The organism is Rhodococcus sp. P4_F5 (assembly GCF_056401315.1).
Map to the genome: position 1 here is coordinate 1 of NZ_JBFUJP010000105.1, position 14272 is coordinate 14272.

The 14272-nt window shown below is 69.6% G+C and carries 11 protein-coding genes and 1 pseudogene; 3 read left to right on the top strand and 9 right to left on the bottom strand.

Translation table 11 applies throughout. The annotated features are described in order from the left end of the window. Positions 1-51: 51 nt before the first annotated feature. From AC1DU4_RS24930 to AC1DU4_RS24940, 3 genes and pseudogenes are all read right to left on the bottom strand, one after another. A pseudogene (locus AC1DU4_RS24930) lies at positions 52-911 on the bottom strand (LLM class F420-dependent oxidoreductase). Between the two features lie 4 nt (positions 912-915). Further along, positions 916-2595: a SulP family inorganic anion transporter gene (locus AC1DU4_RS24935; protein WP_477844449.1), complete on the bottom strand. Its 1680-nt coding sequence runs from the start codon at positions 2593-2595 to the stop codon at positions 916-918. 2 nt (positions 2596-2597) lie between these two features. Next, complete coding sequence (locus AC1DU4_RS24940; RefSeq protein WP_477844451.1) at positions 2598-4961, bottom strand: sulfatase-like hydrolase/transferase; 2364 nt, start codon at positions 4959-4961, stop codon at positions 2598-2600. A 143-nt stretch (positions 4962-5104) separates the two neighbouring features. Between AC1DU4_RS24940 and AC1DU4_RS24945 the strand changes: the two genes are divergently transcribed. From AC1DU4_RS24945 to AC1DU4_RS24955, 3 genes are all read left to right on the top strand, one after another. Next, complete coding sequence (locus tag AC1DU4_RS24945; protein WP_477844453.1) at positions 5105-6394, top strand: ion channel protein; 1290 nt, start codon at positions 5105-5107, stop codon at positions 6392-6394. Beyond that, entirely contained in the window at positions 6391-7200 is an 810-nt protein-coding gene (locus AC1DU4_RS24950; protein ID WP_477844455.1) for a trimeric intracellular cation channel family protein, read from the top strand. The genes AC1DU4_RS24945 and AC1DU4_RS24950 overlap by 4 nt, the downstream gene beginning before the upstream one ends. An 84-nt stretch (positions 7201-7284) precedes the next feature. Next, the gene (locus tag AC1DU4_RS24955) at positions 7285-7713 is read left to right on the top strand and encodes a nitroreductase/quinone reductase family protein (protein ID WP_477844457.1); all 429 of its coding nucleotides are present in this window, start codon (positions 7285-7287) and stop codon (positions 7711-7713) included. A 112-nt stretch (positions 7714-7825) separates the two neighbouring features. Here the strand turns inward: AC1DU4_RS24955 and AC1DU4_RS24960 are convergent, their stop codons facing one another. From AC1DU4_RS24960 to AC1DU4_RS24985, 6 genes are all read right to left on the bottom strand, one after another. Then, positions 7826-9283, bottom strand: a complete 1458-nt coding sequence (locus AC1DU4_RS24960) for an HNH endonuclease signature motif containing protein (RefSeq protein WP_477844459.1) — start codon at positions 9281-9283, stop codon at positions 7826-7828. Between the two features lie 128 nt (positions 9284-9411). Next, entirely contained in the window at positions 9412-11097 is a 1686-nt protein-coding gene (locus tag AC1DU4_RS24965; RefSeq protein WP_477844461.1) for a SulP family inorganic anion transporter, read from the bottom strand. A gap of 208 nt (positions 11098-11305) precedes the next feature. Next, entirely contained in the window at positions 11306-11926 is a 621-nt protein-coding gene (locus AC1DU4_RS24970) for an FMN reductase (RefSeq protein WP_477844463.1), read from the bottom strand. Beyond that, positions 11923-13026, bottom strand: coding sequence for an LLM class flavin-dependent oxidoreductase (locus tag AC1DU4_RS24975; protein ID WP_477844465.1), 1104 nt, complete (start codon positions 13024-13026; stop codon positions 11923-11925). The genes AC1DU4_RS24970 and AC1DU4_RS24975 overlap by 4 nt, the downstream gene beginning before the upstream one ends. 76 nt (positions 13027-13102) lie before the next feature. Then, a complete protein-coding gene (locus AC1DU4_RS24980; RefSeq protein ID WP_477844467.1) occupies positions 13103-13636 on the bottom strand; it encodes a GtrA family protein in 534 nt (177 codons plus the stop codon). Continuing rightward, positions 13633-14232, bottom strand: a complete 600-nt coding sequence (locus tag AC1DU4_RS24985) for a TetR/AcrR family transcriptional regulator (protein ID WP_477844469.1) — start codon at positions 14230-14232, stop codon at positions 13633-13635. Before AC1DU4_RS24985 ends, AC1DU4_RS24980 begins: the two co-directional genes overlap by 4 nt. Between the last annotated feature and the right edge of the window lie 40 nt (positions 14233-14272).

Here is a 14272-nt window from a genome sequence, read left to right on the forward strand (position 1 = left end):
TGCGCGGTTGACGGTCCGCACCGGTCACCCGCGCACGAGCGGCGGAGCCGCCTAGGCCCAGCGGTGCGCGAGCGCCGCGACCCAGCCCGCGGCCTCGTCGGGGTCTTCCGGCGGGGCCTCGACGAGGACGAATTCGTCGATGCCAGCTTCGCCAGCGCGGCGCCGTCGCCCGGGCCGGGTTCCCGCAGCGCGACCGCCAGCCGCAGTTCGCCGGGGTCGCGACCGGACTCACGGCACAGCTCACGCAGGACGCCGGTCCGCTCGGCGACCTCGTCGACGCCGTCGAGGTTGAAGCCGTACCAGCCGTCCCCCCAGGCCGCGACGCGACGGAGCGCGGCATCGCTGTTCCCGCCGACGACCACGGGGATTCGCCGGTCGCGGGCCGGGCGGGGGTTGACCCGGATCGCGTCGAAACGGACGAACTCACCGTCGAACGAGGCGACATCCTGGAGCCACAGCGCCCGCATGGCGGCGACGTACTCCGCCGTGCGCCGTCCCCGGCGCTCGAACGGAACCCCCAGCGCCGCAAACTCTTCCCGCGACCAGCCGACACCCACGCCCAGCGTGAGCCGGCCACCGCTGAGCCGGTCCAGAGTCGACGCCTGCTTGGCGACGAGCACCGGGTTGTGCTCGGGCAGCAGCAGGACACCCGTCGCGATGCCGATGGTGCTGGTGGCCGCGGCGGCGAAGCTGAGCCCGATCATCGGGTCGAGCCAGTCCGCGACCGCGGGCACCGCAATCCGGCCGTCGTCGGCATACGGGTAGCGCGACTGCGACCGGTCCACCATCACCACGTGCTCCCCCGACCACAGGGTGGCGAATCCATTCGCCTCGGCGGCGACCGCGACCGCGTCGATCACCTCGCGGCGTGCGCCGGTACCGATTCCCAGCGCGTGCAGTCCCAGTCGCACGCCCTCACGCCCCGCCCGCCGTGCAGCGGACCGCGTCGTCCACAGTCGCGAAGGTGCGGCCCGACTCCTCGAAGTGCCGACCCAGCTCCGTCTTGCGGGCGGTCTCCAGGTCGCGCTGCGGGACCTCCGCGAAGTAGATCGTGATGCCCTGGGCGGACAACTCCTGTTCGAGGTCCCGGACGTGGTGCATCACGGTGGTGGTGATCTTCCACGCCCGTGAGCAGTCCAGCACGACCGTCTTCGCGCCCCCGGCGTCGATGCGCTCCCGGATCGCCGTGACGTTGGCCAGCACGTTCGCCGTGTACAGGGCCGAATTGATCCGCAGCACAAGCGGATCGGACGGCTCCGTCGGAGCGTCCTCGTCGCCGCCGGTCCACCGGCCGTCCGAGTCGCGGCGCAACTGCACCACGTGCGGCTCGTTGAGCTCGCGCAGCACCAGGTAGAGGGTGAAGAGCACGCCGACCGCGACCGCGGGCAGCAGGCCGGCGGTCAGCCCGATCAACGCCGTCGCCAGCGCGACCCAGAACTCCAGCTTGTTGATCCGCCAGAACCGTGCGAACGCGCCGATGTCCACCAGGCCCAGCGTCGCGACCACCACCATCGCGCCGAGCGTGGCCTGCGGGAGGTCGCTGAGCACCGGGGCGAGGAACAGGGCCACCAGTACCGCCAGGGCCGCGGTCACCAGCCCGCTGGCCTGGGTGCGCGCCCCCGCCCGCAACGCCACGGCCGTCTGCGAGAACCCGCCGGCGGGCGGCAGGGTGTGGAAGAACGCGCCCGCCACCGAAGCGACGCCGTTCGCCAGCATCTCCTGGTCGCTGTCGATCTGCGGCTCCCCCTGCCTGCGTACCCCGCGCGCCACCGACACCGTCTCCAGGAAGGCCATCGCGGCGATCGCGAGTGCACCGGGAATCAGTGCGCCCACGTCCCGGAGGCTCGGGATGCCCGGCAGCGGAATGCCCTGCGGGACTTCCGCGATCAGCTCGACGCCGCGGCCGTCCAGGCCCGCGAATGCGACCAGCGCGATCCCCACCGCGACGACCACCAGCGGTCCCGGGACCCGGGGCACCAGTCTCGACATCGCGTACAGCGCACCGATGGACCCGACGGCCAGGAGCACGGTGGCCCCGTTCGCGTCACCGAGCTGACGCAGCGCCGACCACAGCACCCGGAAGAATCCGGTCGCGTCCGGGTCGGACGGCACGCCGAGCAGCTTGGGCAGCTGACTCGCGGCCACGGTCAGCCCGACGCCCACCTTGATCCCGGTCAGTGTCGCCTCGTTGATGTTCTCGATGACCGACCCGAGTTTGAGTGCCCGCGCGAGCAGCAGGATCACACCGACCAGCAGGGTCAGCGTCATCAGCGAGGTCTGCGCGTCCTCCGAGCCGGCCGCGATCCCGGCCCCGATCATCGTCGACGCCGTCAGGAGCGCGATCGTCGAGGTGGTGCTGACGCTGACCGCCCTGGCCCCGCCGAGCATGGCGTACACGACCATCGGCACCATGCAGGTGTACAGGCCGATCTGCACCGGCATGTCCGCGATCGTCGCGTACGCCATGGCCTGCGGGATCACCACCGCCCCGGCGCTGAGACCCGCGACGACATCGCCACGCAGCCAACGCTTCTGGTACCCGACGAGGGTCGGCGCCAGCACCGGGGCGCCCCGCCGCAGGTTCAGCCCGGCCACGGCTACTGCTTCATCATCGCGATGTTCATGAGGTGCTCGGGATCGGCCAGGTGACCGTGGTCGTCATCCCCCGTGTCGATGACCACCCGGTCGATGGTCCCGGTGAATGCGTTACCGGTCGCCTGGTAGTCGGGCGAGACCGGCGAGGCGAGATCCTGTCCGACGTCGACGGTCTCGTCGAAGGTGAACTGGAACGGGATGGTCCGTTCGACGCGGCCCTCGCCGACCTTCTGGTCGGCGGCAAAGAGAGAGGCCGTGCCGCCCTTGCCGACTCCCCCGCCGTCGTACGCGAAATGCATTCGGACTTCCTGTTTTCCGGGTGGCACCGGGGTATCCGATCGGACGATGGCCGTGTCGATACCGAGCAGGTTGTAGGCGAACGCGAGCTTGCCGGCGAGCGCGTAGAACGACCACCCGCCGTAGGCGCCGCCCTGCGCGATGATCACCCCGTCCACACCGTCGTCCGGCACGTACACCTCGGCCGTCACCGTGAACGACTTGTTCTTGATGTTGATGGCCGAGTTCTCGCTCAGGCGCCGCATACCCCGGTAGAGCGTCTGGCTCTGCGCAGCAATCAGCGCGGGGCGGCCCGCAATGTCGGGGTTCATGCGTTCGGCTGAGCGGATGTCCATCGGCAGCACGTTGAAGCGGGCGGCCTGGATGAGGAACAGCCGCTGCAGATGGGCGAGCTTGTCCGGGTGCTCGGCGGCGAGGTCGTTCGACTGGGTCCAGTCCTCCTCGACGTTGTAGAGCTCCCACACGTCGTCGTCGAGGCCGTGGTCGGAACCCACCCACGGGTCCTTGTGCTTCGCGACCGCCGTCCAGCCCTTGTGGAAGATCGCCCGGTTGCCGAGCATCTCGAAGTACTGCGTGGTGTGCTGCTCCGCCGCGTCCGCATCGTCGAAGGAGTAGTTCATCGGGGTGCCCTCGTAGGGGCGCTGCGTGACGCCGTGCACCGTCGACGGCTCGGGAATGCCCGCCGCCTGCAGCACCGTCGGCGCGACGTCGATGACGTGCGCGAACTGATTGCGGATCTCGCCCCGCGCCGCGATGCCGTTGGGCCAGCTGACGATCGTGCCGTTCCGGGTGCCGCCCCAGTGCGAGGCCACCTGCTTGGTCCACTGGTAGGGCGTGTCCATGGCGTGCGCCCAGCCCACCGCGTAGTGGTTGTACGAGCTCGGGGTGCCGATGTCGTCGATGTGCGCGGCGACGTACTCCTCGGTCTCGATGTCGTTCATGTGGTTGATCGTGAAGCCCTCGTTGGTCGTGCCGTGCATCGACCCCTCTGCGGATGCGCCGTTGTCGCCGATGATGACGTAGACGAGGGTGTCGTCGAGCACGCCGAGGTCTTCGAGCGCGTCGAGGAGGCGACCGACGTGGTGGTCGGCGTAGTCGAGGAAGCCCGCATAGACCTCCATCTGACGGGCGAGGGCCAGCTTGATGGTCTCGCTCATCTCGTCCCAGGAGGGGATGCCCGGGCTGCGCTCGGTGAGCACCGCGTCCTGCGGGATGACCCCGAGTGCCTTCTGCCGGGCGAAGGTCTCCTCGCGCAGGGCATCCCAGCCCTGGTCGAACTTGCCCCGGTACTTGTCCGCCCACTCCTTCGGCACGTGGTGCGGGGCGTGCGTGGCGCCCGGCGCGAAGTAGGTGAAGAACGGCTTGTCGGGCGCGAGGGACTTCTGCTGGCGGGTCCAGTCGATGGCCTTGTCCGTCATGTCGCCCATGAAGTGGTAGCCCTCCTCGGGCGTGCCCCACGGCTCGACCGGCGAGGTGTTCTCGTAGATCGCCGGGTACCACTGGTTGGTCTCGCCGCCGAGGAACCCGTAGAAGTGTTCGAATCCGCCGCCCGGGTTCGGCCACTGATCGAACGGTCCCACCGCCGAGGCCTGCCACACCGGGACCTCATGGCACTTGCCGAACTGGGCGGTGCTGTACCCGTTGAGTTTCAGGGTCTCCGCGAGGGGCGCACAGTTGTTCGGCCGAAGCGAGTTGTAGCCCGGCGCGCTGGTGGCGATCTCGGTGATGCCGCCCATGCCGACGGTGTGGTGGTTGCGGCCGGACAACAGGGCCGCCCGCGTCGGGGAGCACAGTGCGGTGGTGTGGAAACGGGTGTACTTGAGGCCCTGCGCGGCGACCCGTTCGAAGTTCGGGGTCTCGATCGGACCGCCGAATGCGCTCGAGGCCCCGAATCCCACGTCGTCGATCAGCACGACGAGCACGTTGGGCGCACCGTTGGGCGGGAGCAGCCGGCTGATCGGCGGGAACTTCGTGTCCGGATCGGTGGCGTCATAGGTGACGGTCCCGGTGTAGGCGAGGTCCGGGATCGGCAGGGATCCGCGCTGGAGACGGTTGGGATCAGTTGGCATGGTGGACGAACCTCTCGCTTGGAAGCGTCATTCGTCTCGACAGTAGGAAGCGTCTCGGGGGAAGGGATCATCCACCGCGGGTGAGCCACCGACGGCCACCGTCCTCCACCCTCGAAGGACCGACATGGACGGGAGCCTTCGCGTTGAAAAGTGCGACCGAGGAAACCGAGCTCACCCCGACGACCCGGCAACTGGCGGCGCTCGCCATACCCGCCGTCGCGGTCGGCGTGGGCTGTGCGTTGATGCTGATCGGGCTCAGCGTGCTCGCCAACAACCTCCAGCGACTGCTGTGGACGACCCTGCCCGACCGGGTCGGCGTGTCCGGCGAATCCGGCTGGTGGACGTTCGGCACGCTGACCGTCGTCGGCTTTGTGGTCGGTCTCGTGGTCTGGAAGATGCCCGGTCATGCCGGACCTGACCCCGCAACCACCGGCCTCGTCGCGAAACCGCTTGCACCGTCTGCGCTCCCAAGCCTCGCGCTGGTGCTGGTGATCGGGCTGGCCGGCGGCGTCAGCCTCGGCCCGGAGAACCCGATCATCGCGATCAACACCGCCCTGAACGTGTGGGTCGTCGGGCGCCTGTGGAAGCAGGTGCCCACGGAGGTCGCGGTGATGCTCGCGGCCGCCGCCACCATCGGGGCCATGTTCGGCACCCCCGTCGCGGCGGCGCTCTTGTTCACCGAGATGGCCGCGATGCACACCGGCGGACAGCTCTGGAACAAGCTGTTCGCGCCGCTGGTCGCGGCCGGCGCGGGCACGTTGACCATGGTGATGCTGGCGCGGCCGATGCTCTCGGTCGAGGTACCGGGATATGACGACCCGGCCCTCGCCGACCTGGTCGGCGGCGCCGTGATCGCGGCCGCGGCCGCCCTGTTGTGCCTGGCCGCCGTCTACGCCTTCCCGTTGGTCCACAGCGCCTTTCACCGGTTCCCGAACCCGCTGCTCGCCATCACCGCGGGCGGCGCAGTGCTCGGCGTCCTCGGCGCGATCGGCGGCGACATGACCCTGTTCAAGGGGTTGGACGAGATGAAGGAGCTGACCGCGGTCGCGGCCGACGAGTCCACGGGTCAGCTCGTCCTCATCACCGTGGTCAAGCTCGTCGCCCTGCTGGTCGCCGCGAGCTGCGGGTTCCGCGGCGGCCGCATCTTCCCGGCGGTGTTCGTCGGCGTCGGGGTGGGCCTGGTCGGGCACAGTGCGGTTGCCGCAATCCCGTTGATCGTGGCGATCTCGTGCGGAGTGCTCGGCACGGTGCTGGTGGTCGCACGGGACGGCTGGCTCGCCATCTTCATGGCCGCGACCACCGTCGCGGACATCCGGATCCTGCCGTTGCTGTGCATCGTGATTCTCCCGCTGTGGCTGCTGGTCGCAAAGCGGCCCCAGATGCTGATCCCGCCGCCCTCACCCGCACTCGTACCGGCCAAGGAGACCGCATGATCCTCGACCTGCTCGCCGCGGGTGCCACCACGCCGACCGTGGGCTTCGGGAGTTTCAAGATCACCGGTCAGCACACGTTCTTCGACCTGATCGCGGCCACCACGAACGCCCTCAACGGTGCCCTGCTGGCCCGCCGGCCCGACCACTACCGCAACTTCACGGTCGTGGGCATCCTGTTGATGGCGCTGATCGGCGGCATCGGCGGCGGCATCAGCCGGGACGTGATGCTCGCCGACATCCCCGCTGCCCTGCTCAACCCGGCCTACATCACGCTGTGCGTGGTGGCCGGCCTGATCGGCTACTCCGTGGCGTTCGCGTCCGGACAGCTGTTCCGGGAGGGCCTGTTCCAGTTCATGACCTCGTTGTCGCTGCCCTGGTACGCGGTGGTCGGCGCGATGAAGGCCACCGAGCACGGGGTTCCGGTGCTCGGCGCACTCGCCATTGCGATCGTCGGCCCGACCGCGGGCCGCTACATCATCGACGTCAGCTGTGGGGTGACTCCGAAGCAGCTGGTGCGCGGCGAGTGGTTCGTGTTCACCGCGTTCCTGACGGGCGCGGTCTGGTTGGTGTTCAACGCCTTCGGACTGAACAACTGGATCGCCGCGCCGGCCGCGGTGCTGGTCGGCTTCGCGTTCCGGATGGCCGCGTTGTACCGAGCCTGGGAGGAGCCCCTAGCCAAGGAGCCGAGCGGCGCCTACATCCACGACGACGGCCGGCCGCTGCTGGGCCGCAAACTGCACAGGAAGTCCGAGCGGGAGCTCAGGCTCCTCGGACTCGTCCCCGACGAACGGGCCGACGCGTCGTGAGCACTCGCGCAGCGGCGCGGACGGAAGGCGAACACGCCGACCGGAAAGCCGACCGCCCCCGCGACCCGTAGGAGAATGCACAGGATGAGCAGCCCCAGCGACTGGAATACGAACATCATCGCCGAATTCCGCGCCAACGAGGGCCGAGTGGGTGGCCCGTTCGAGGGCGCCCCGCTGGTGCTGGTGCGGCACCGCGGCCGCCGGAGCGGGCGCGAACTGGTGAGCCCGGTGATGTACCTGCAGGACGAACACGATCCGGACCAGATCTACGTCTTCGCCTCCAAGGCCGGCGCCCCGTCCAACCCGGACTGGTACTACAACCTCGTCACCGCCGGCGACGCGGCGGTCGAGCGGGGCACCGAGCAGTACCCGGTGACCGTCACCGAGGTGACCGGTGACGAACGGGATCGGATCTTCGCGGAGCAGGCTCGCCGATATCCCGGCTTCGCCGAGTACGCGGAGAAGACCGCCAGCATCCGGACCATCCCGGTGCTGGCGCTGCACCGCGCCTGAACTTCACCTCCTACGCAGCGCAGACCGGTTGCGGCCGAGTGGGTCTCGGCCGCAACCGGTCTGGCTGTGGCGGTGTGCAGGTCTTCGCTTGACGACTGCCTGTGCCTGCGGGTCAAACCCCATGGATCTCGCGCCGGTTGTGAGCCGGCCGTGGTCTTCGCAGCGGGTCCACCCAGGCCGGCGGTGTGAACCATGGGTGGCCGTCATCGCGGATGGMCACTGCCCAGTGGTTTTTGTGGATGATCGTGTGGTGCTTCTTGCAGAGCAGCACCAGGTTCGACAGGGCGGTGGGGCCGCCCTTGCTCCAGTGGTGGATGTGATGCGCGTCCGTCCAGGCGGCGGGGCGTCCGCAGCCGGGGAACGCGCATCCGCAGTCCCTGGCCACCAAGACTTTCCGCAGTCGCGGGGAGATCATGCGGGTGGTGACGCCGACGTCGAGGGGGTTGCCTTCTCGGTCGACGAAGATCGGGGTGACCTGCGCGTCGCAGGAGACGCGGGCGGCGATGGCCGCGGAGATCGGGCCTGCCCACGGCATGCTGGCGTGCCGGCGTCGGCGGTAGTGCCGAGGCGGCCGGACGTCGGAACAGCCGTCGCAGCGTTCGCCGCCTGTGGGTCCGGTTGCGTTGTCGGAGTGGTAGTCCCAGCCGTTCCCGTTCCCGTTCCCGGACCAGGCGCCGGTCGCCGGTGTCGGTGCGGTCGCGGACACCGCATCCCGTAGTGCGTCGACGTCGATCGTCACCGTGACGTGCGGTCGTTCGCCGCCTTCCATCGGGCCGCGCGCGTTGTCGAGGTGGCCGCGGATGATCTGGGTGAAGGCGTCGGCATTGCGCTTGGAGGCGGTATGGGGATCGCGGATCGGGTTGCCGTCCTCGTCGGTGCTCGGGTGCGGCTTCGACAGCCCCGACAACGCGGTCTGGAGGGCCTCGCCGGACTCGGCGTCGAAGCTGCCTGTCACGTGCACACGCCCGCCGAGGGTGGTGGAGGCGTGGAATTCGTTGAGTTCGGGGTTTTCTCCGTCGGGTGGGACGGTGCCGTCGAGTTGCAGGAGCAACTCCAGTGCGCGTGCGCGTCGGCGGAGGACGGTGACGTTCTCGAGTTGGGCGGCGATGAGGAGGTAGGCCTGGCAGTCGTCGGGTCGGCCGGTTTCGGGGTCGGGGTGGTCCCAGTCGGTCTCGACCGCCTCCACCGACTCGGCAATCCGGTTGGCGGTGAGGGTGTCGAGGCGGGCGAGGAAGTTGACGATCACCTGCACGTGCCCGAGTTCGATCCGCCCGCCGTCCAACGCCTCAGCCATCCGGGGGTGCAGGGGCAGTTCACGGCCGAGTCGGACGATCCTGCTGGCATGTCCGGCGGTCATTCGGGTGGCGTCGGAAAGCCAGGAGGTGGTGTCCGCGGCACCGAGATGGTTGGGCACGCAGCGTTGGTCGGCCTCGTGGACCAGTCGGACGCGGAGGGCTTCGAGCTCGAGGATCTTCTCCGACAGTTCCGGGACGGTGGCTGCGAGTTCGGTTTCGTCGAGTCGCCATGCCTCGACCCCGGCGGGGTCGGTGAGCATGGCGTCGAGTTTCATACACCAAATTCTACTCGCACGCACATTCGATCGCAATGATGTTTCGCCTGGTGAACGGCCTGCGGCCTGTGAGTGCTCTTGGTTGCTCTGGCGACCAGAAGTGCGCACGGGCGCGGAGCGCATGGTCCCTAGACCCGATCGGCCAGCGCCTCGTCGACGGTCGCAAATATCGCGAGACGCTCGCCGCTCCGCGTGGCATCGTCGAGAACGTCACGCACCTGTCCGATGTCGTGCGCGATTCGCAGGTCGATTCCACTGCGCCGCAACGTCGTCTGCAGCTGCACCAGCATCTCCGCGGCGCTGACGTCGATGCTGGGCGAGGTCTCCGCGTCGAGTACGACCACCCTGGTCGCGTCGGTGCACATCTCCTCGACGCTGGCGCGGACGTGATCGGCGTTGGCGAAGAACAGTCCGGCCTCCACCCGAACCACCACGATGTCCGGGCGGACAGTCGATTCCGGGTGCCGATCGGTGTCGACCCACAGCGCGCCCTCCCTGCCGAGCGTGGCCACGTGCGGTCGCGAGGCACGGTAGAGCAGCAGCAGCATGGACACTCCGATGCCGATGACCAGCCCGGGAAGGGTGTCGAAGAGCAGCACACCGAACATCGCGGCGATCGCGGCGCCGAAGTCGGCCCGGGCCGCGAAACCGTAGATGCTGCCGAGCCGTTCCGTCCAGATCCGGTACAGCCGGCGCAGTCCCGCGAAGTCGACCAGCTCGATCACCGCCGCGATCACGACGGCCGCGAGCGTCGCCTCGGGCARCTGCTCGAACAGGCCCGTCAGGAACAGCAGGGTCACGATCGTCAGGACCGCCACCACGAGACCGCTGAGCTGGGTCTTCGCCCCGGCCGACCCGTTGACCGCGGTCTTCGACAGGCTCCCGTTGACCACCATGCCGGAGCTCAGACCGGAACCGAGGTTCGCGGCGCCGAGCCCGAGCAGTTCACGGTTGGGGTCCACCTCGTATCCCGCCTTGGCGGCATACGTTTTCGCGGCGCCGAGCCCTTCGGCGAAGCCGATCAGCAACACGCCGATCGCGGGACCGGCCAGGTCGTAGTAGTCGTGCCAGCTGCGGCCCTGCGGGAGACCGATGGACGGCAACCCGGACTCGATGTGCCCGACGATCTCGACGCCGTGCTGGTCCAGCGAGAACACGCCCACCGCCGCGATGCTCAGCAGCACCACCACCAGCGAGCCCGGGACCAGGGGAAGCCACCGTTTGAGCAGCAGCACCAGTGCCAGGCTGAGGGCCCCCACCACCAGCGTGGGCCACTGCGTGTCGCCGAGGTTCAGGATCGCACCCCAGGCCTGCTCGAAGAAGTCCCCCTCGGCCTTCTCGATCCCGAACAGCTTCGGCACCTGTCCGACGATGATGGTCAGCGCCAGGCCGACGATGAAGCCCTTGAGCACCGGTTCGGAGATGAACGACGCCGCGAAGCCGAGCCGGCACAGCCCCGCGAGCAGACCCATCACGCCGGTCATGATGGCGAGCACCGCGGTCAGCGTCAGGTAGTGGCCGCCGTCGGCACCGGCGACCGGCGCGATGATCGCCGCGGACAGGGCGGCCGTCGCCGACATGGGTCCGACCACCAGGTGCCGGGAACTGCCTGCAGCTGCATACAGCACCAGTGCCGGGACGGCGGCGTAGAGACCGACGACGGGGGTGACCCCGGCGATCGTGGCGTAGGCAAGCGATTCCGGCACCAGCACCGCCCACACCGTGAGACCCGCGACCACGTCCGGGCGCAGCCATTTTCGGTCGTATCCCTGCAGGGACGCGAACAGGAGCCATCGCTTGCGCGCACTTTCCACGACTCCATCGTGGGGGTTCGCGCCGGCCGCGGCATCACCTCACAAGGATGATGCGGTCGCCGTCGGCATCAGCCGTAGTGCCAGTCGGTGTCCATCCGGCGGAGGTACGGGAGCAGCGAGGACTCCTCGAGGTCGAGGTGCGCCCGCAGGTGCTCGGCCAGCGCCGCGGAGCGGTGGCCGGGCATTCCCGACCACCGCTCCCGCGGCGCTAGCGGACCTGCTGCGCCAGCAGCTGCTCGAACGGCACCGGGTCGTCGAACGGGTCCACCGGCCCGCGGTTCGCGCGCCCGGCGATCGCGTCGGCGAGTTCGCCCGCCGCGCGCTCGATCCGGCCGGCGAGCCCGCTCCCCGACCCGCTCGCGCCCCAGTCCTCCGATGCGGCGAAGACGCCGGTGGGCACCGCCGCCGCGCGCAGGTAGGCGAACATCGGGCGGACGGCGTGCTCGATCACGAGCGAGTGCCGGGCGGTGCCGGCCGTCGCGCCGATCAGCACCGGCTTGCCGTCCAGCACGCCGGGCTCGAGCACGTCGAAGAACGACTTGAACAGCCCGCTGTACGACGCGTTGAAGATCGGCGTGACCACGATCAGCCCGTCCGCGCCGACCACCGCGTCGATCGCCCGCTTCAGGTCAGCGCTCGGGAATCTCGTGAGCAGGTTGTTCATCAGGTCGTGGGCGTGGTCGCGCAGCTCGACGACCTCCACCTCGGCGCCCTCACCGAACTCGGCGAGGGCCCGGGTGGCGGCGGCCGCGAGCTGGTCCGCGAGCAACCGGGTGGACGAGGGCTGGCCGAGCCCGGCCGCGACGACGGCGATCCGGCGCGCGGTCACGGCCGCACCGCCGCCGACTCGGCGCCGGACCGTGCCGCCGCGACCCGCGCACCGTGCGTCGGACCGTCCGGGACGTGTGCCGGACGCAGCGCGTCGAGTTCCTTGCGCAGCACCGGGACGACCTCCTCGCCCAGCAGGTCGAGCTGCTCGAGCACCGTCTTGAGCGGCAGGCCCGCGTGGTCGACCAGGAACAGCTGACGCTGGTAGTCGCCGAAGGTCTCGCGGAAGGTCAGGGTCTTGTCGATGACCTCCTGCGGGCTGCCCACGGTCAGCGGGGTCTGCTCGGTGAACTCCTCCAGCGACGGCCCGTGGCCGTACACCGGCGCGTTGTCGAAGTACGGCCGGAACTGCCTGACCGCGTCCTGCGAGTTCTTGGCCATGAACACCTGCCCGCCGAGCCCGACGATCGCCTGGTCGGCCGAGCCGTGGCCGTAGTGCTCGTACCGGCGGCGGTAGAGGTCGATCAGGCGCTTGAAGTGTTCCTTCGGCCAGAAGATGTGGTTGGCGAAGAAGCCGTCGCCGTAGTAGGCGGCCTGCTCGGCGATCTCGGGGCTGCGGATCGAGCCGTGCCAGACGAACGGCGCCACCCCGTCCAGCGGCCGCGGCGTCGCGGTGAAGGACTGCAGCGGGGTACGGAAGTTGCCCTCCCAGTCGACGACGTCCTCACGCCAGAGCCGGTGCAGCAGTCCGTAGTTCTCGATCGCAAGCGGGATGCCCTGCCGGATGTCCTGACCGAACCAGGGGTAGACCGGACCGGTGTTGCCACGGCCGAGCATCAGGTCGACGCGACCGTCCGCGAGGTGCTGCAGCATCGCGAAGTCCTCCGCGATCTTCACCGGGTCGTTGGTCGTGATCAGGGTCGTCGACGTCGACAGGATGATCCGCTCGGTGCTGGCGGCGATGTAGCCGAGCATCGTGGTCGGCGAGGACGGCACGAACGGCGGGTTGTGGTGCTCGCCGCTGGCGAACACGTCCAGGCCCACCTCCTCGGCCTTCTGCGCGATGGCAACCATCGCCTTGATCCGCTCCGCCTCGGTGGGCGTACGCCCCGTGGTGGGGTCCGTCGTGACGTCGCCGACCGTGAAGATCCCGAACTGCATGCTCACTCCAATGTAGTTGACGATTCAATTATATGGCAGAACCAGAGGGTACCCCGGCATATTCCCGCGACCCGGATCAGCGTGCGACGGAAAAGACCCAGCCACGCAGCGCCAGGAACCGGAACACGCCCACGAGCGCGCTGACCGCGATGACGAGGATCGCCTGGGCGGCGCCGGGCGCCGACGGAAACCAGAGATCGAGCAGCGCCAGCGCGGTCGAGCTGACGGCCAACCCCACCAGGGCGAGGCCGCCGGCCTCCCACTGCGCCGGCAGCCAGTCCACCCGCTCCGCGGCGTCGAAGGTGAGCCGGCGGTGCAACTCGTTGGCCAGCACGGTGCTGAGCACGACACCGGCGACGTTGGCGAGCAGCGAACCCTGACCCCGCAGCAACAGGAACACCAGCGCGTACACGATGTTGCTCGAGCCGCCGACCAGGACGAACCGGGCGAACTGCGCGGCGGTGCCGTCGCCACGCAGCCGGCACCGCAGCGGCCGTCCCCGCAGCCAGGGATACGTCGCGTCGCCGGGTTCGGCGGACACCGGCACCGACACTCCCCCGTCACCAACCTCGGGCGCGAGGTCACCGTCGCGCCCGATGACCTCGCTCATCCGCGCGCGGCGGACTCGCGCCAGGTCAGCGCCGGCACCAGCACGCCGTCGACGATCCGTTCCACCAGCTCCTTGTCCACCGGGGCGGCGAGCACGGTCAGGTGATGGAAGGTGACGGCCGGAAACACGGTGCCGATCAACCCGAGGTCGCGGCCGACCGGGACCTCGCCGCGCGCCACCGCCCGGTCGACGATGGCGGCGAAGATCGCCTGGTGCGGCTCCGACACCGCGACCCGGACCGCCTCGCGCAGCCCGGCGTCGTGAGCCATCGCGGTGAGCAGACCCGCGACCACCGCGTCTCGGCGGGAGTCCGGGTCGAGCCAGGTCGACGACATCAGCACCAGGTCGCCGCGCAGCGTGCCGGTGTCCGGCTCCGGGTACGCGCCGTGCAACAGCGCGACCGCATCGGCGACCAGTTCGCTCTTGCCCGCCCATCGGCGGTAGACGGTGGCCTTGCCCGCGCCGCACCGGGCGGCGACGGTTTCGATGGACATTCGGTCGTACCCGACCTCGGCGAGCAGGTCCTGGGTGGCGACGAGAAGCGCACGGTCGAGGTCCGTGCTACGCGGACGGCCTGCCTTCGACAGCCTTGACAACGGTGTCCTCCAATCCAGGTGTGGCGGCCCTGCGGCCGCC